17 protein-coding genes are annotated in these 17,480 nt (G+C 72.3%); 12 read left to right on the top strand and 5 right to left on the bottom strand.

Annotated features, from left to right (window positions below; genetic code table 11):
- Positions 1-3: 3 nt before the first annotated feature.
- On the bottom strand, positions 4-1,548 hold the full coding sequence (locus KE274_RS00780) for a hypothetical protein (RefSeq protein ID WP_211539951.1): 1,545 nt from the start codon (positions 1,546-1,548) through the stop codon (positions 4-6).
- Between the two features lie 322 nt (positions 1,549-1,870).
- Here KE274_RS00780 and KE274_RS00775 point away from each other — a divergent pair, with 322 nt between their 5' ends.
- Genes KE274_RS00775 through KE274_RS00745 form a run of 7 tightly spaced genes read left to right on the top strand, consistent with a single transcriptional unit; the run spans position 1,871 to position 8,093 of the window.
- Positions 1,871-2,836 carry an AAA family ATPase gene (locus KE274_RS00775; RefSeq protein ID WP_439957710.1) on the top strand — a complete coding sequence of 322 codons (966 nt, stop codon included), beginning with the start codon at positions 1,871-1,873 and terminating at the stop codon, positions 2,834-2,836.
- Positions 2,837-2,846: 10 nt separating this feature from the next.
- Positions 2,847-3,734, top strand: a complete 888-nt coding sequence (locus KE274_RS00770; RefSeq protein WP_211539947.1) for a DUF58 domain-containing protein — start codon at positions 2,847-2,849, stop codon at positions 3,732-3,734.
- A complete protein-coding gene (locus KE274_RS00765) occupies positions 3,721-4,203 on the top strand; it encodes a hypothetical protein (RefSeq protein WP_211539945.1) in 483 nt (160 codons plus the stop codon). The genes KE274_RS00770 and KE274_RS00765 overlap by 14 nt, the downstream gene beginning before the upstream one ends.
- Positions 4,194-5,180 carry a VWA domain-containing protein gene (locus KE274_RS00760; RefSeq protein WP_249185799.1) on the top strand — a complete coding sequence of 329 codons (987 nt, stop codon included), beginning with the start codon at positions 4,194-4,196 and terminating at the stop codon, positions 5,178-5,180. The genes KE274_RS00765 and KE274_RS00760 overlap by 10 nt, the downstream gene beginning before the upstream one ends.
- Positions 5,177-6,247 carry a VWA domain-containing protein gene (locus KE274_RS00755; RefSeq protein WP_211539943.1) on the top strand — a complete coding sequence of 357 codons (1,071 nt, stop codon included), beginning with the start codon at positions 5,177-5,179 and terminating at the stop codon, positions 6,245-6,247. Before KE274_RS00760 ends, KE274_RS00755 begins: the two co-directional genes overlap by 4 nt.
- Positions 6,244-6,996, top strand: coding sequence for a hypothetical protein (locus tag KE274_RS00750; RefSeq protein WP_211539937.1), 753 nt, complete (start codon positions 6,244-6,246; stop codon positions 6,994-6,996). The genes KE274_RS00755 and KE274_RS00750 overlap by 4 nt, the downstream gene beginning before the upstream one ends.
- A complete protein-coding gene (locus KE274_RS00745; protein ID WP_211539935.1) occupies positions 6,990-8,093 on the top strand; it encodes a hypothetical protein in 1,104 nt (367 codons plus the stop codon). The genes KE274_RS00750 and KE274_RS00745 overlap by 7 nt, the downstream gene beginning before the upstream one ends.
- A 3-nt stretch (positions 8,094-8,096) precedes the next feature.
- Here KE274_RS00745 and KE274_RS00740 read toward each other — a convergent pair whose 3' ends face one another.
- The gene (locus tag KE274_RS00740; RefSeq protein ID WP_249185797.1) at positions 8,097-9,092 is read right to left on the bottom strand and encodes a hypothetical protein; all 996 of its coding nucleotides are present in this window, start codon (positions 9,090-9,092) and stop codon (positions 8,097-8,099) included.
- A 78-nt stretch (positions 9,093-9,170) separates the two neighbouring features.
- Positions 9,171-10,139: an alpha/beta hydrolase gene (locus KE274_RS00735; protein ID WP_211539925.1), complete on the bottom strand. Its 969-nt coding sequence runs from the start codon at positions 10,137-10,139 to the stop codon at positions 9,171-9,173.
- Between the two features lie 209 nt (positions 10,140-10,348).
- On the opposite strand from KE274_RS00735, the gene KE274_RS00730 reads away from it, so the two are divergent.
- Entirely contained in the window at positions 10,349-10,756 is a 408-nt protein-coding gene (locus tag KE274_RS00730) for a pyridoxamine 5'-phosphate oxidase family protein (protein WP_211539923.1), read from the top strand.
- Between the two features lie 8 nt (positions 10,757-10,764).
- Here KE274_RS00730 and KE274_RS00725 read toward each other — a convergent pair whose 3' ends face one another.
- Complete coding sequence (locus KE274_RS00725) at positions 10,765-11,472, bottom strand: ZIP family metal transporter (RefSeq protein WP_211539921.1); 708 nt, start codon at positions 11,470-11,472, stop codon at positions 10,765-10,767.
- 180 nt (positions 11,473-11,652) lie between these two features.
- On the opposite strand from KE274_RS00725, the gene argG reads away from it, so the two are divergent.
- Entirely contained in the window at positions 11,653-13,098 is a 1,446-nt protein-coding gene (gene argG, locus KE274_RS00720; protein WP_211539913.1) for an argininosuccinate synthase, read from the top strand.
- Positions 13,099-13,149: 51 nt separating this feature from the next.
- On the opposite strand, the gene KE274_RS00715 is transcribed toward argG, so the two are convergent.
- Entirely contained in the window at positions 13,150-13,836 is a 687-nt protein-coding gene (locus KE274_RS00715; protein WP_249185795.1) for a GntR family transcriptional regulator, read from the bottom strand.
- A gap of 230 nt (positions 13,837-14,066) precedes the next feature.
- On the opposite strand from KE274_RS00715, the gene KE274_RS00710 reads away from it, so the two are divergent.
- From KE274_RS00710 to KE274_RS00700, 3 genes are read left to right on the top strand one after another with little or no spacing between them, the layout of a single operon-like run.
- Complete coding sequence (locus KE274_RS00710; RefSeq protein ID WP_211539911.1) at positions 14,067-14,693, top strand: TetR/AcrR family transcriptional regulator; 627 nt, start codon at positions 14,067-14,069, stop codon at positions 14,691-14,693.
- Positions 14,690-15,517: a hypothetical protein gene (locus KE274_RS00705; protein ID WP_211539909.1), complete on the top strand. Its 828-nt coding sequence runs from the start codon at positions 14,690-14,692 to the stop codon at positions 15,515-15,517. Before KE274_RS00710 ends, KE274_RS00705 begins: the two co-directional genes overlap by 4 nt.
- A complete protein-coding gene (locus KE274_RS00700; protein WP_211539907.1) occupies positions 15,514-17,349 on the top strand; it encodes a YhgE/Pip family protein in 1,836 nt (611 codons plus the stop codon). Before KE274_RS00705 ends, KE274_RS00700 begins: the two co-directional genes overlap by 4 nt.
- The last annotated feature ends 131 nt before the right edge of the window (positions 17,350-17,480 follow it).

Raw genomic sequence — 17,480 nt, 5'->3', positions numbered from 1 at the left:
CGCTCATCCGGCCGTGGGGTCCGTGTGCGCGGTCGCGGCGATCGCGGCGATCATCGCGCCGCCGATCTGCGCCGGCGAGGAAAAGCTCAGCACCTGGCCGCCCAGCGGATCCGCGATCCGGTGCATCGCGTCGATGTCGGCGTCTCCGAACGCGAAGAACAGGGGGACGATCGGGCGCGCCGGATCCTGCACGGCCCGCAGGTCGGCGAGGAGCCCGGGCAGGTCGAGGGAATCGGGGTCGTCCTCGTCGCGGCCGTCGGTGAACACGGCGATCGCATTGATCGTGCCCTGCTGGTAGTTCGCCAGCATCGCGCGGTACGCGGCGTCGAACGTGCTGTAGAGCGCCGTGCCCACGGGTTGCGCCTCGAGGTTCCGGGCACCGAGGAGCAGGGAGTCCCTGACCTCGGACAGACGGCCCGGCGCCGTCGACACCACGTAGTCGCGCGGAGGGTCCAGCCGGTAGGCGAAGGCCCAGGCGCCGACCGTCAGGTGGCCGGGCATCGAGCCGGCGAAGAGGCTGGCCGCCTGACGGACACCGTCGATACCGGTCACGGTCTGTCCCGGGGCGAGCTGCCCCATCGACCCCGACACGTCGGTGAGGGTGAGGATGTTGCCGGTGAACACGGAGGGGTCGGCAAGCGCGTGCCGCAGGTTCAGGTCGGGCCCCTGATCGGCGGGGATCAGGGGCAGTTCGGTGCCGTCGATCGTCACGCTGGTCGCGGTGGGGGCCAGGAAGTGATGCTGTGTCCGCTCGTGTTTCGCGGCGCCGAGCGCCCGGATGAACCGCTTCGCCGCGGCCGTGCGCGACGTCGACTCGACGGGCAGGACGGCGGGGACGTCGACCGTGGGGATGCCCTCGGCGGTGGGGAGCGCCTCCCCGGCGGGGAGCCGGTCGAGCAGACCGATGCGCAGCGCGCCGTCGGCCACCGGTCCCCGGCCCGGCTTCGCGGCGGTGAAGTCGCGGATGCTGGCTGCCGCGAGCCCGAGGCCGAGGTACTGGTCACCGGTCGCCTCCCTGGCCGCGGCGAGGATCGGGCCGGCCGCGCTCATCACCGCGGCCGACGACTCACCGCCCTGGCCCTCTCTCGCCGCGTGGGCCGAGGTGTCGTCGGTGTGGAGCGCGAGCGCCCAGCTGGGCACGGCGGCGAGCCGGGTGCGTGTCCGCTCCGACGCCGCGAGCCCCACGCCGCGGCGGACGACGGCGACCGAGCGATCGACCAGCGCGGGGTCGGCCACCGCGACGGTGTAGGTCGAGTCGGCGATCCACACGTCGGCGTCGCCCGCGGCGAGGCGGTCGGCGCCCTCATAGCCCTCGGCCTCCCGAAGGGTCACCTCGATGCACTCGGGCGCGGGGACCGAGGCGAGGAAGTCGGTGAGCTCGGCAGGTGCCACGACGGTCAGCTGCGTGGTCGCCGCGCACGACGCCGATGGCCTCGAGGAGCGGTGCTGCAGAGCGAGGGGGAGGGCGACGATCTCGGCGAGCAGGATGACGCAGGCGATGACGAGCCACACGGAGCTTCGCCGGAGGGGAGGGGTGTTGGAGGTCACGAAGAGCCAGGATAAGCAAGGAAATAAGCGGCTGACCTGGAATATTCCGGAGTGCACCCGCGCGGGGGCCGACGACGCGCGAGCGGGGGTCCGGCTCGCCGTCGCGGCAGACGATTACGCTGGTCGGCGGAGGGGCACATCGGGGTCCCGCGTGTGAACGAGGGAGACGAACCGAACGATGACCGAGCCCGACGCGCAGACTCCGCCGACGATCTCCGCACCCCCGCCCCCGCCCGCACCCGCAGCCCCCGCCTCGGCCCCCACCGCCGCCGCGGCCCCCACGCGCGGCACCGCCGAGAAGCCTGCGCCGAGCGAAGCGGAGATGGCGCGCGCCACTGCCGTGCTGAAGACCATCTCGGATGCGTACTCGGCGAAGATGGTCGGCCAGGAGCGCCTGCGCACGAGCCTGCTCGTGTCGCTCATCGCCGGCGGCCACATCCTGCTGGAGAGCGTGCCGGGTCTCGCGAAGACCACCGCGGCCAGCACCCTCGCCGACACCGTGAAGGCGCAGTTCAAGCGCATCCAGTGCACCCCCGACCTGCTGCCGAGCGACATCACCGGCAACCAGATCTACGACGCCGCCACCGGCACGTTCCGCACCGTGCTCGGCCCCGTGCACGCCAACTTCGTGCTGCTCGACGAGATCAACCGCTCCAGCGCCAAGACCCAGAGCGCGATGCTCGAGGCCATGCAGGAGCACCAGACCACGATCGGCGGGGAGATCCACCCGCTGCCCAAGCCGTTCCTGGTGATCGCGACGCAGAACCCGATCGAGCAGGAGGGCACGTACGAGCTCCCCGAGGCCCAGATGGACCGGTTCCTGCTGAAGGAGATCGTCGAGTACCCGAGCCCGGCCGACGAGTTCGAGATCCTCAGCCGCATCGACTCCGGCGTGCTCGACCCCGACCGCCACGTCAGCAGCGCGGTCACGCTCGACGACGTGCACCTGCTGCAAGACGTGGCGAGCCGCATCTACGTCGACCCCGCGATCCGCAACTACATCGTCTCGATCGCCTACGTCACGCGGAACCCGGCACCGTACATCGGCGAGGAGCGCGCCCGCTTCATCAAGTACGGTGCGAGCCCCCGCGCGAGCATCGCGTTCCTGCAGGCCTCGCGCGCGCTCGCCCTGCTCAACGGCCGGTCGCACGTGCTCCCGGAAGACATCCGCGCGCTGCGCCACCTCGTGCTGCGCCACCGCGTGCTGCTCACGTTCGAGGCCGACGCCGAGGGCATCCGCAGCGAGGAGATCATCGACCAGATCTTCGCCTCCGTCCCCACGCCCTGACCCCACGCCCATGGCCAGCCTGATCACCCAGGTGAAGAGCAAGCTCTTCATCCACTCGTCGCGCAAGTCGCTGCACGCGCTCGACGGCGCGTATGCGTCACTGCTGCACGGGCGCAGCCTCGACTTCGAGGACCTGCGCAAGTACGAGTACGGGGATCAGGTGCGCGACATCGACTGGCGGGCCACCGCGCGCCTCGGCACGCCCCTCGTGAAGCGGTCGCGGGCCACCCGCATGCACACCGTGATGTTCGTGGTGGACACGGGCCGCTCGATGGCCGCCCTCGCCGCAGACGAGCGCTCCAAGAAGGAGCTCGCGATCCTCGCCACGGGCGCCCTGGGTGTGCTCACGCTGCGGCACGGCGACGACTTCACGGTGGTCTACGGCGATGCGTCCCGCGTGCGCCGCCTGGCCCCCGGCCGCAGCGAGGGCGCCCTCGAGCACGCGCTCCGCACGCTCGACCGTGCCGTGGACGACGCCGCCGCCCCGAGCGACCGCGACGCACTGCTGTCGTTCGTGACCCGCACGATCGCGCGCCGCATGATCGTGGTCGTGCTCACCGACGAAGCCCCGGTCACGCCCGAGACCGAGCGGCTGCTGCGGCGGTTGCGCGTGCAGCACGACGTGCTGTGGCTCACGCTGCGCGACGCCGATCCCGTGCTCGACCACCGCACCGGGCGGCTGCGCATGGACGTGGACAGCCGGTGGCAGGTGCCCGACTTCGTGCAGGGCGACCGCGGCATCGTGCAGGAGCTCACGGCGCAGCGCGACGCCGACGCCGCCCAGCTGGCCGACCTCCTCACCCGCATGGAGATCAGCCATGCGGCCCTCGACGGGCAGGACGACGCCGTACCGCAGCTGCTGCGGCTGCTGAACCGGAGGACCAATGCCCGGCTCTGACGAGCTCTACCCGCCGGCACAGTACGGCTGGGGCTGGATGCTGCTCGCACTCGGCATCCTGGCGCTGCTCGTGCTCGCCGCGTGGCTGCTGATCGTGCTCACGCGCCCGCCGCGCACTCCGGCCGCGGCCGCCGTCACCTCGCCCTCGACGCTCGACGTGCTGTCGCTGCTGCGCACCGAGTACCTCGACCGCATCCAGGCCGTCGAGAACGACTACCTCGGACGTCGGCTGTCGGCACGGCAGGCCAACCTCGAGCTCAGCCGCGTGGTGCGCGCGTTCGTGAACGAGTACAGCGGCCTGGAGGCGCCCGTGCTCGCGCTCGACGACCTGGTCGCGCGCGGCGTGCACCCCGCCCTGATCGACGCGATGGGCCGGCACTACTATCCGAGCATCTTCCGGCAGGGTCCCGCGATCGACCCCGTGGCAGGCGCCGCGGCCGCCAGGACGGTGGTGCGCGCATGGCACTAGCGAACCTGTGGGTGCTGATCCTCGCCGTGGGCGTCGTGATCGCGGCGGTCGCGGCCGGGCTCCTGCTCGGACTGCGGCGACGCGGGGGTCGCGCGGTCGGCGATGCCGCGCGGGTGGCGCGGGCCGAGCGGCTGCGCACCCTGCCGTCGTTCCGTCAGGCGCTGTCGCGGCGGGTGCTCGCGCTGTCCGGAGTGATCGCGCTCGGCGCAGTCGCCGCACTGGCGGCAGGGGTGGTGGCCGCGCGACCGATGGCGGCGCAGACCATCCAGCCGGTCGACAGCAGCCGCGACATCATGCTGTGCCTCGACGTGTCCGGCTCGATGAGCGAGGTCGACGTCGAGGTGCTGTCGGTGTTCGAGGAGCTGCTGGACGGCTTCGAGGGCGAGCGCATCGGCCTGACGATCTTCAACAGCTCGCCCGTGCAGATCTTCCCCCTGACGGACGACTACGACTTCATCCGCGAGCACCTGAAGAGCATGATGTCGAGCTTCGACTACGTCGACCGGATCCCCGAGCACTGGGTCGGGACGCTCAACGGCGACGGCGCCTCGCTCATCGGCGACGGCCTGGCCGCCTGCACCATGGGCTTCGACCATCCGAACGACGACCGGTCGCGGTCGGTGATCTTCGCGACGGACAACGAGGTGAACGGCGCCTCGATCGTGACGCTGCCGGAGGCGTCGGCGTACGCGGCGTCGAAGGGCGTGCGCGTGTTCGCGATCAACCCGGTGGAGGGCAAGGATGCCGCGGTGAGCGCGGAACTGACCGCCGCGGCCGAGGCCACCGGAGGTGCGGCCTTCGGGTTGCGCGACACCACCACGGTGTCGGACATCGTGGAGCAGGTGCGGGAGCAGGACGCGACGGCGCTGCGCGGGGAGGCCCAGGTGGTGTGGACCGACGCCCCGAACCTGGCGATCGCGGTGCTGTCGGTCGTGGCGCTCGGCTTCGTGCTGCTGGTCTGGAGGGTGCGCCTGTGATCTTCCAGCCCGTCCTCCCCCTGATCCTCGTGGTGCTGCTGTGCGGTGCCGTGGCCGCCGCCGCCGTCTGGATGCTCGTGCGCGCGCCCCGGGTCGGCGGCGAGCGCGTGACCGACCGCCGTGCCATCGCCGCGCATCGCTCCCTGTGGGCGCTGCGACTACTGATGGTGCTGGCGTGCTTCGCGATGCTGCTGCGCCCCGGCATCCCCGGCGGCGCGACGCAGACCCTCGCGACCGACACCGACATCGTGCTCGTGGTCGACACCACCGCCAGCATCGTCGCGGAGGACTGGGACGAGGGGTCTCCGCGGCTCGACGGCGTGCGCGCCGACGTGCGCGAGCTCGTGGCGGAGTACCCCGGCGCACGGTTCGCGCTGATCACCTCCGACGCGTCCGCCCAGCTGCGGATGCCGCTGACCACCGACACCACGGCGCTGGTCGGCTCGCTCGACGTGCTGCGCCCGGAGGTCACCAGCCGGTCGCGCGGCAGTTCGATCGGCGTCGCGGCCAACCTCCTGCGCGACACGCTGCGGTCCGCCGCGGAGGCGTCGCCCGACCGGTCGCGCATGGTGTTCACGTTCGGCGACGGCGAGCAGACGACCGGCACCCCGCCGGAGCCCTTCAGCGAGAGCGCCCGCTACGTCGACGGCGGTGCGGTGTTCGGCTACGGCACCGCGGAGGGCGGTCCGATGCGCGTGACCAGCGGCGGGGTGAGCGGCGGCGAGGGCGAGTACATCCAGTACCAGGGCACGGACGCGCTGTCGGTGATCGACGAGAACAACCTGAAGGCCATGGCGCAGCAACTCGGCGTGGAGTATCAGCACCGCACGGCCGACACCGAGCCCGTGCTGCCGGAGGCCCCGTCGACCACCACGAACTATGCCGAGTCGGGCGAGGTGGGCTCGGTGACCGAGCTGTACTGGATCGCGGCGCTCGTGCTGCTCGCGCTCCTCGGGATCGAGCTGCTGCGGGCGACCACGCTGATCGCGCGGCTGCGCGGACTGGCGCCCTCCCGCCGCGACGCCGCGCGCGACGCGGCACCGAGCATCGACGGAGGTGGCGCATGAGCGGGCACGACGACACGGCCGCCGCGGTGCTCCGGTCGCACCGGCGCCGCCGTCGCCTCCGCCGCTGGGTGGCCATCGGCACGCTGCCGCTCACCCTCGCGGCGCTGCTGTTCGTCGGGAAGATCCTGAGCATGTACGCGTTCGCGCACCAGGCGATCACGTCGTACGTGGTGGACGACTTCGCCGGTGCGGAGTCCGCAGCGCGCGGGCAGGAGTTCCTGAACTGGTTCGAGCCGTACAAGGCGCCGTACAACGTCGGCACGGCCCTCGCCGGCGCGGAGGAGCTGCCCGCGGCCAGGTCCGAACTGGAGCGGGCGCTCGACCTCGCCTCCGGGCTGGAGGTGTGCGCGGTGCGGATCAACCTCGCGATCGTGGTGGAGCGGATGGGCGATGCGGCCAGGGCGGACGGCGACGGCGCCGCGGCCGCGGAGCTCTACGGCGAGGCGCTGACCCTCACGGTGGAGACGCCGGAGGAGTGCCGCAGCGAGGAGGCGCAGCAGCAGTCGCCCGACCCGCAGCGCGACATGTCCGACACGCTGGACGGCGCGGAGGACCGGCTCAAGCAGAAGCAGCAGGAGCAGCAGGAGCAGTCGCAGGGCGAGGAGGGGGAGCAGCCGCAGCAGCAGGAGCCGCAACCCTCGGAGGACAAGTTGCAGGACCTTCAGGAGAAGCTCAACCAGGGCACGCAGGAGCGCGACCAGCAGCAGGGCGGGGATCCGGGCAGCTCGGACGCGGACAAGCCATGGTGAACGACAACGAGCGTCAGCGGGCGCGCTACGTGGGGGCGGCCGACGGAGCGCCGCCCGTTCCTCCGCCCGGAGGCTACGCGGGTGCCAAGCGCCGGCAGCCCGACCTCACGCCCCCGCCGCCGCCCCCGGTCGCGCCGTCCGAGAAGGAGCGCACACCGAGCTCCGCGTTCGGCTGGATCGTGCTGGTCACGGCGATCCTCTTCTCCCTCACCCTGCTCGGGGTGCTCGCGGCCGGCGGCACCGACCTGCTCTACGGCGTCACGTTCCTCACGCTGCAGCTGCTCGTGGCGGGTGCGGTGATCGCGGCGCTGTTCTCTCCCGGTGCCCGGCGGCTGGCCTCGATCGCTCTCGTGGTCACGGTGCTGCTGAACGTGGGGACCGTCGGGGCGCTGAGCGCCCTGCGCACCTCCGCCTCGGGCAACTACGAGGGCGTGAAGACCGCGGAGCAGCGGCACGCCGAGGCCTACCCGGGCATCAAGGGCACCGATCCGCAGCAGGCGCTGTCGCAGCAGTCGCTGGAGGAGGTGCGCGCCGCCGCCGAGACCCTGTTCGCCGACGTGCGGCAGCGGCTCACGGACGAGTTCGGCTACTCCTGGACGCAGGTCGGCGCGGAAGACCTCCGCCCGGAGCGCAACGGCTACGGCGGCGAGTCGATGCTGTACGAGTTCACCACGTCGGCGTGGGCCACGAACGAGCCGGTGCAGGGCTACGACCGCAAGCTCGCCGTGATGCGGGCGGTGAACGAGGTGGTGCTCGACCACGGGCTGTGGGACCTGTTCGCGTTCAACGATCCGGCCACCTCCAGCATCGACCCGTCGATGATCGCGAAGCTGTATGGCAGCGACGATCCGCGCACGCAGACCACGTGGGAGTACTACACGGAGAACTACCCCGATCCGCTGCGGTTCTACGCCAACATCTACGACCTCTCCAACGACGTCGACGGCAGTTTCCTCACGTCGCGGGAAGCGCAGAGCGCGCGCACCGGGGAACCCCTGGAGGGGCTGCAGCTCGTGGTCATCGCCAGCGCCGTGCTGAGCGAGGCCGACCGGGCGGAGTTCCAGGATCGGCTCGCGGACTACCCGGGCTTCGAGTGAGTCTCACGTGGTGAGCGCGAGCAGCATCCGCGCGGCCACGAACCGGGCATGGCCGAGCGAGGTGCGCGGGTCGTAGCCCAGCGTGTCGATCAGCGCCGCCAGTCTCTCCTGCACGCTCGAGTGGTGGCGCCCCAGGCGCACGGCTGCGGCGCGCACGCTCTGCGCGTCCACGACCGCGTCGAGCAGCTCACGGTGGCGCGGGTCGATGCGGCCGAGCGTCACCGCGTCGGGATGCGGCGGGCTCCCCTCCGCGGCCTGGGCCAGGAGCAGCAGCGCCCCCAGCTCGTCCGCGGCGACCACGCGCCGCTCGTCGGTCGTGAGCCGCACGGCCACGAGCGCGGCCGCCCATGACTCCGGGAGCCCGTCGCCGTGCACGGCCGTGCCGACGCCGAGGCGCAGCGCCGTCGCGTCGCCCCATGCCGTGGCCGGGTCGCGGTCGGCGTCGAGGATCGTGGCGCGTGTGAGGCCGTGACGCGTGGCGACCACGGCCGAGGGGTACGCCGGCAGGGGTGCCGGGTCGGGCGGCGATGCCACCACGCGCAGGGCCCCGGGGGCGAGGCGCAGCCGGGGCAGGGCCGCCGCGCGCTCGTCCGGCCCCGCGTAGGAGCTGATCGCGAGCTCCACCGCGCTCTCCTGGCCCACGGTGCGACGGGCGCGGATGATGCCGAGCGCGAGGCTGAGCCGTTCCAGGATCATGGCGTCGTTCGTCTGCGGTGGGCCGTCCCGCTCGATCCACACCACGGCATCGGGTCCGCTCTCGCGCGTTTGCCAGGCCGGAGACATCGCGGCGGGGTCGATGCGCACGCCGTCGGCCCGGACGCGCACGGTCTGGGCGCCGTCGCGCTGGCCGACTGTGGCCCCGCTGAGCACGGCCGCCCCGCGCAGCACGCTCTCCACGCCCACCGAGCGGGCCACGAGGGCGTCGAAGTAGGTGACGACCTTCAGAGTCTCGCTGGCATCGGAATCGAGGGCGGTGATCCGCCCCAGCAGATCTTGCATGTCGGGCTCCATCGCACGGGGATTCCACCCTACTGGCCGCCCCGCCGCCCGGTCGGGGACGGCGGGGCGGGGCCGAGGTCACGCGAGCAGGCGGTTCACCCAGTTGTCGCGTGCCGCGAGCATGGCCTGGGCGACCGCCGCGTGGGGTGCGAACATGTCGAAGCCGTGGAAGCCGCCGGCCCACACGTGCAGCTCGGCCTGCACGCCCGCCTCCCACAGCTTGGTGGCATAGGCGACGTCCTCGTCGCGGAACACCTCGGCGCTGCCGCAGTCGATGAACGCCGGCGGCAGCCCGCTGAGGTCGGTCGCGCGCGCGGGGGCGGCGTAGATCGAGACGTCGTCGGTGCCCTTCCGGTCGCCGAGCAGCGCCGTCCATCCGGTCACGTTCGAGCCGCGGTCCCACACGCCGATGCCGTCGATCTGCCGCGTGGAGACGGTGTCGTCGCGGTCGTCGAGCATGGGGTAGATCAGCAGCTGTCCGACCAGCTCCGGACCCCTCCGGTCGCGGGCGAGCAGCGCGGTCCCGGCCGCGAGGCCCCCGCCGGCGCTGCCCCCGCCGATCAGCAGCCGCGCGGTGTCGATGCCCAGCTCCGCCGCGTGCTCCGCGGTCCACTGCAGCGCCGCGTAGCAGTCCTCCACCGGGTACGGGTCGGGGAACTCGGGCGCCAGCCGGTATTCCACCGTGACGATCACGCCGTTGAACCGCTCCGCCCAGTCGAGGAAGCCGACGACCCCCAGCCAGCGGTTGCCGATGATCATGCCGCCGCCGTGGGTGTGGAAGAAGCCGGGCCCGGTGCCCGTGCGTCCCTCTTTCTCGATCACGGACACCACGATGTCTCCGCCGTCGTGCCCGGTGATGGTGACGTCGCGCCACGTGAAGCCGCGTTCCGCGAGCACGGCGAAGATCTCGTCCTCGCCGCTGACGGGGCTCTGCCGCAGCAGCGGGATCATGTCGACGGTGAGCGTGGACGGCAACTGGTCGCCGACGAGCGCGAGGGCGGCCTCCAGCTCCGGGTCGAACGGCGGGCGGGCGAGCGTGTCGGTCATCAGAACTCCTTTGTCCTCGCCACCGACGCGGTGGCATGCCCCCAGGATCGGGCGGGCCGTCCCCCACGGTAACCCGCCACGTGCGGCCGGAGCGCGCCGATCGCTCCGCCGTGCGGCGGGGTCGCGGCCGCCCATCCCGCTCGGGTGAGGGCCCCTCGAACAGGCCGGGGGCGGTGGCTACACTGGCGCCACACGGAGGGAGCACGCGCATGATCCGAGAGCTCGAGCCCGATGAGTCCTACGAGCTGCTGACCACGACCACGGTGGGCCGTATCGGCTTCGTCCACGACGGCAGGGTGCACATCCACCCGGTGAACTATGCGCTGTCCGGCCGCGACATCCTGCTGCGCACCTCGCCGGAGGGGCTGCTCGCCGCGCTCACCACGGTGCCGGCCGCGGTCGCGTTCGAGGTCGACTACCACGACCCGCTGGGCGCGACCGCGTGGAGCGTGCTGATGCACGGCACCCTGACCCGCGCGCCGGAGGAGCAGTCGGCGGGCATCGAGGCGCGCGTGCACCCGTGGGCGGGTGAGGACCGCGACCTCGCGCTGCTGCTGCACATCGAGACCATGACGGGGCGCAGCGTGCAGCGGGACACCCGCACCCCGAAGATCTGAGCCCGCGCTCAGGAGGCGAACGCGAGGCCGGCGGCGAGCGCGAAGCCGAGGACTGTCGCCAGCCCGGTCGATTCCTTCGCCTTCGACTGCGCCTCGGGCACCATCGAGTCGACCAGCATCACCAGCAGCGCGCCGGCCGCGAAGCCGCTCGCACCGGAACGGAACACGTCGCCGGTCACGCTGGCCAGGGCGAAGCCCGCGACCGTCGCGGCAGCGCACAGCACGGCAACCCCGGCCCACAGCAGCAGTACCCGCCCCTTGGTCATGCCGCCGTGCAGCAGGTCGGCCGCGGAGCCGATCGATTCGGGCAGGTTCGACACCAGGATCGCGACGACCAGCGCGATGCTCACGGGTTCGCCGGACGCCAGGCCGATGCCGAGCACGAGCTGCTCGGGGATGCCGTCGAGCAGGGCCCCGACCGCGAGTTGTCCGCCACCGGCCTCACCCTTGGTGCGGGCGGCCCTGGCGTCGAGGATGCGCGCGGCGATGTAGTAGCTGAGCGCCCCGAGCGCGACCCCGGCCACGAGTGGCACGGGTCCCCCGCGGTCGAGGCCCTCCTCCCACAGCTCGAACGCGATGGAGGCCATGAGGGCACCGGCGCCGAACCCCAGCACGATGCCGAGCCAGCGCGGGGGCCAGGTGCGCAGCAGGGCCAGCACGGCTCCGACGAACAGGGGCGCGGCGGCCACCGCACCCCACAGCACCGCTTCGCCCATGCGCACCTCCGACAGCACTCTCCCACGGCCGCGACGGGTTCGGGCATCGGCGCGCACGCGTCCGCGATGTCGCCTGCCGACCCGCGTCCTCCGCGGGCACCGACGCCGGCCTCCGGATCGACGGGCGCCCGATCCGACGCAGGGAAAGGCGACACGCCGCCCGCCGATAGACTGGAGGGCATGTCCAAGGTCCTCCAGTCCCTGCCCGTCGGCGAGCGCGTCGGCATCGCCTTCTCCGGAGGACTCGACACCTCCGTCGCCGTCGCGTGGATGCGCGACAAGGGCGCCGTGCCGTACACCTACACGGGCGATCTGGGGCAGTACGACGAGGACGACATCGCGTCGATCCCCGGCCGCGCGCTGGAGTACGGCGCGGAGGCTTCGCGGCTGATCGACTGCAAGACCGCGCTGGTCGAGGAGGGCTTCGTCGCCCTGTCGTGCGGCGCGTTCCACATCCGCTCCGGCGGCAAGACCTACTTCAACACCACTCCGCTCGGGCGCGCGGTCACGGGCACGCTGCTGGTGCGTGCCATGCGCGAGGACGGCGTGGACATCTGGGGCGACGGCTCCACCTACAAGGGCAACGACATCGAGCGGTTCTACCGCTACGGGCTGCTGGCCAACCCGCGCCTGCGCATCTACAAGCCGTGGCTCGACGCCGACTTCGTGACGGAGCTCGGCGGCCGCAAGGAGATGAGCGACTGGCTCGTGGCCCACGACTTCCCGTACCGCGACTCGGCGGAGAAGGCGTACTCGACCGACGCGAACATCTGGGGCGCGACGCACGAGGCGAAGACGCTGGAGCACCTGGACGTGTCGCTCGAGACGGTCGACCCGATCATGGGCGTGAAGTTCTGGGACCCGTCGGTCGCGATCGAGTCGGAAGACGTGTCGGTCACGTTCGAGGGCGGTCGGCCCGTCGCGATCAACGGGGTCGAGTTCACCGACCCGGTCGCGCTGGTGCAGGAGGCGAACGCGATCGGCGGCCGCCACGGTCTCGGCATGAGCGACCAGATCGAGAACCGCATCATCGAGGCGAAGTCGCGCGGCATCTATGAGGCCCCGGCCATGGCGCTGCTGTTCATCGCCTACGAGCGGCTGGTCAACGGCATCCTCAACGAGGACACCCTCGCGACCTACCACGAGCAGGGTCGCCGCCTGGGCCGCCTGATGTACGAGGGCCGCTGGCTGGAGCCGCAGTCGCTCATGCTGCGCGAGTCGATCCAGCGCTGGGTGGGTTCCACGATCTCCGGCACCGTGACGATCCGTCTGCGCCGCGGCGACGACTGGACCATCCTCGACACCGTGTCGCCGAACCTGTCGTACGGCCCGGAGAAGCTGTCGATGGAGCGGGTCGGCGACGCCGCGTTCGGTCCGGTCGACCGCATCGGTCAGCTCACGATGCGCAACCTCGACATCGCCGACTCGCGCGCGCGCCTGGAGCAGTACGCGGGCCTCGGCCTCGTGGGCGGGGCGACCGGCGAGCTGGTCGGTCGCGTGACCGCGGGCGAGGCGGCGGAGATCACGGGCGCCGTCGAGGGCTCGGTGTCCGAGACCGACGAGAACCTGGCCGATGCGGTGGACACCGTGTCCGAGGGCGCGGCGTTCGACTCCGGCACCGACTGACCCGGTCACGACGAAAGGGACGCCCGCGGGTGCGGGCGTCCCTTCGTCGTGTCAGGCGTCGAGCTGTTCCGCGCCGACGCGGCGACCCCGCTCTTCGGCCCGGTCGATGACCGCGGGAAGCACGCGGTCGAACAGCGCGATCAGGGCCGCGCGCTGGCCGACCGCGTCCCGCTGCGTCATGGCGGTCTGGATTTCGCGCGTGGAAGCCGCGAGCGCCGTGAAGTCGAAGTCGCCCCGCGCCTGCGCGCTGAACCGGCGGATCTGCGGGCCGAGGAACTCGATCACGGTGGATCGCGTGGTGTTGCCCTCGATGCGCGCGTAGGCGACGGCGATGGTGCGCAGCGCGGCGCTGAACGCGGCGACGTCGGACGCGGCGATCGCGGACTGCATGTCTTCGATGAGCTCCGACAGGTAGGTCACGTCGTCATCGCGCATGAGCGGGGTGGCGTGCCGCACGGAGCCGATCCAGACGTCGCCGAACAGGGCGACGGCGTCGCGCACGTCGTCCAGGTCGATCGGGGCCACCCGCGTGAAGCGGTTGCGCTGCATCTCGACGAGCCCGTGCTCGGCGAGGCGATCGAGCGCGTGCCGGACGGGCGTCTTGGACGTGCCGAGCGTCTCGGCGAGTTCGTAGTCGCGCAGCCGCTCCCCCGGTCGCAGTTCGCCCGACACGATCGCATCGCGCAACCGGTTGTAGATGTCGTCGCTCATGGTCCGCCGTTCCAGCGGACTGTCCATTCCCGGCACAGTGCACCCTCTCCTCCGTCGTGGCGGTTCCCCCCGCCGCTTCGCGACCGCCGCATCGGAGAGAGTTCCGAGCCGATCGGCCGCTACCGCGCCGTAGCGCAACGCGTAACATAACACAGCCGAAATGGGAAGCGCCGAGATGCCGGCGGACCCGTCGCGGCAGGCTGAGAAGTCGCCCAACTATCTTGCACACTGCTGTGCACGATAAGTATCATGGAGTCATGACCTCTCGTGCCCCTCGCCGCGACGCCGTGGAGAACCGCGCCGGAATCCTCTCCGCCGCCCGCGCCGCCCTCGCCGTCGACCCGCACGCCTCGATCGACGCCATCGCCCGCAGCGCCGGCCTGTCGCGCCGCACGCTCTACGGCCACTTCGACGACCGCGAGGCCCTCATCCGCGAGCTCGTCTCCGCCGGAGCGCAGCGCTTCAACGCCATCGCGGCCTCCGTCACCGATGCGGAACCGCGTCTGGCTCTCGCCCGCCTCACCTCGCTGCTGTGGCAGGAGGCCGCGCACGTGCAGGTCGCCGCTGCGCTGGCCCTCGACGAGACGCACGTGGCCCACACCGCCGAGGCCCTGTCCCCCCTCCGTCACGCTCTGGCCGACCTGGTGCGGTGCGGGCAGGAAGACGGCAGCTTCCGCACCGACCTGTCCGGCCCCGCCCTCGCCCGGCTCATCGAGGAGACCGCCCGCACCGTCGTCTCGCGCACCGACGCGTCCGACGCGTCCACCGGCGACCTCGCCGTGCGGGCCGTGCTGAGCATCGCCGGGCTCTCCTGGCGCGAGGCCGACGAACTGCTCGACGCGCATCCCGAGATCGCCACGACCGGGCAGGAGGCCCGCGCATGAGAATCGCCCTGCACGAGGTGAGCAAGGGCCGCAACGGCCAGGCGCTCCCTCTCACGAGCCTGGAGTTCCACACCGGTGCGGTGCGCTACGCCCTGGCGGAGACCGAGCAGCGGCCCACCGTGCTCGGCCTGATCGCCAGCGGACGCATGCGCCCCGACACCGGACGCGTGAGCATCGACGGCGCGAGCGACGCCAAGGACCTGCGGCGTCGCGTCGCGCTGGTCGACGCCCCCGACGTGAGCGACCCGCACCCCGACATCACCCTCGCGGGGGTCGTGGGCGAGGAGCTGATGTTCGCCGGACTGGGCGCCACCCCGCTGCACGCACGACGCTGGCTCGGACGGCTGGGGTTCGAGGAGCTGGCCTCCGTGCCGATCGGCAACATCGACCCCGCCGCGCGCGTGCGACTGCTGTGCGAGCTGGCGGTGCTGCGTCGCGGCGTGGAGGGCATCGTGCTCGTCGCACCCGACCGTCACGGCGGAAGCCCGGACGGCTGGTGGCGCATCGCGGGCGAGTTCGCCGACCGCGGCTACGCGATGCTCGTGATCGTCGGGGGCTCGGCCGCCGTGGCCCTCGAGCGCATGCACGAGTTCGACGCCGTCAACGCCTCCGGGCCCGTCGAGCCGCTGATCCTGCCCGAACCCGAACCCGAACCCGAACCCGAAGCCGAACCCGAGCCCGAGGCCGAGGCCGAGGCCGAACCCGACGCGGAGCCCGAGCCCGAGCCCGAACCCGAACCCGAGGCCGAACCGGAACCCGAACCAGAGCCTGAACCCGCCCCCGAATCCGAACCCGCCCCCGAGGAGAGAGGAGACGCGCGATGAAGGTCCCGTCCATGATCGCCGCCGAGCTGCGGCGTCTCACCGCCAGCCGCATGGGCATCCTCGCCCTGGTCGCCCTCGTCTGCGTGCCGATCCTCTACGGCGGCCTCTACCTGTGGGCCAACCAGGACCCCTACGCCAAGTTCCCCGAGGTGCCGGTGGCCCTCGTGGTCGACGACGAAGGAGCCCCCGCCCCCACGACCGGCACGGAACCCGCGACCGGCGAGACCGTGAACTACGGCGAAGACGTCGCCGAGAACCTCATCGACGGCAACGCGTTCGACTGGCAGCGCATGACCGCCGACGAGGCCGCCGACGCCCTGCGCCACGGCACGGTCGACTTCACCGTCACGATCCCGTCCGACTTCTCCGCCGCCCTCACCTCGGCCGCCGGCACCGACCCGCACCAGGCGCGGATCGAACTGGAGACCAACGACGCCAACAACTACCTGGCCTCCTCGATGGGCACGCAGGCGGTCGAGAAGATCCGCAGTTCGGTCGCCGAGATGGTCGGCAGCGAGGCGGCCGAGCGACTGCTCACCGGGCTCAGCGACATCCGCGACAGCCTCGTCTCGGCCACCGACGGCGCGAGCCAGCTGGCCGACGGCGCCGGCACCGCCGCGTCCGGGAGCTCCGCGCTGGCCGACGGCACCGCCCAGCTCGCCGACGGCACCGCCCAGCTCGCGGCCGGGGCGCAGACCCTCGCGAGCGGCGCACAGCAGGTGAGCGCGGGCAACCGTCAGCTCGCCGACGTGGCCGACCGGGCGGGCGCCGCCGTGCAGGAGGCCACCGCCGCCCTGCCGCAGGTGCGCTCCGACATCGCCACGGCCCTGGCCGACCAGGGCCTCACGCCCGAGGAGATCGACCAGGTGCTGGCGCGGCTCGACCCGCTGGGGGCCCGTCTGGAGGAGGGCAACGCGCAGGTGCAGGCCGCGGTCGGCAAGGTCGACCAGCTCGCCGCGGGTGCCGCCGCCCTCGCGTCCGGCGCGAACGACCTCGCGAGCGGCGCCGGGACGGTGGCGAACGGTGCAGCCTCCGCCAACACCGGCGCCGCCCAGTTGCGCGACGGTCTCGCCACGCTCTCCGCCGGCACGGTCGAGCTGCGCGACGGCCTGGCCGACGGCGTGCAGCAGATCCCGGAGTCCACGCCCGAACTGCGCAGCCTGCAGGCCGACACGATCGCCGACCCCGTGAAGGTGTCGAGCGACAAGGTGGCCTCCGCCGAGGACTACGGCGCCGGGCTCGCCCCCTTCTTCGCGGCACTGTCGGCCTGGATCGGCATCTACGCGCTGTTCCTCATCGTGAAGCCGATCTCGCGGCGCGCGGTCACGGCGCTGCACTCCCCCGTGCGCATCACGCTGGCCGGGTGGCTCACGCCCGCGATGCTCGGCGCCGTGCAGATGCTCGGGCTCATGGGCATCCTGGCGCTCACGCTCGGCTTCACGTTCGACCACCCGCTGGGCACGCTCGGGGTGATGATGTTCGCGTCGGCCACGTTCGCGGCGATCATCCTGGCGCTCAACGTGTGGCTGGGCTCGGTCGGGCAGTTCCTGGGCCTCGTGCTCATGGTGCTGCAGCTCGTGACCGCGGGCGGCACGTTCCCGTGGCAGACGCTGCCCGCCCCGCTCGCGGCGCTGCACCACGTGCTGCCGCTCGGCTACGTGGTGGATGCGATGCGGCAGCTGATGTACGGCGGCGACTACGCCAGGGCCGGGTGGGACCTGGCCGTGCTGGGGCTGTGGCTCGCGGGCGCGCTGGTGCTCGCGGCGATCGGGGTGACGCGCATGACGCACCGGCGCACGCTGCGCGACCTGCAGCCCAGCCTGATCGGCTGACGCGGTCGCTCGCCGCGGGGAGGTGCCGCGGCGAGCGCCCGTGCGGCTAGGATGCGAGAGCGCGACCCTGACACGCGCACCGGGGCTCGGTGGGACTGAGTCCCAGCCCGACCCGAAAGAGTTCTCGACGA

The organism is Microbacterium paraoxydans (genome assembly GCF_018224615.1).
Classification (GTDB): domain Bacteria; phylum Actinomycetota; class Actinomycetes; order Actinomycetales; family Microbacteriaceae; genus Microbacterium; species Microbacterium paraoxydans_B.
This window is presented reverse-complemented; position numbering and strand designations above follow the sequence as displayed.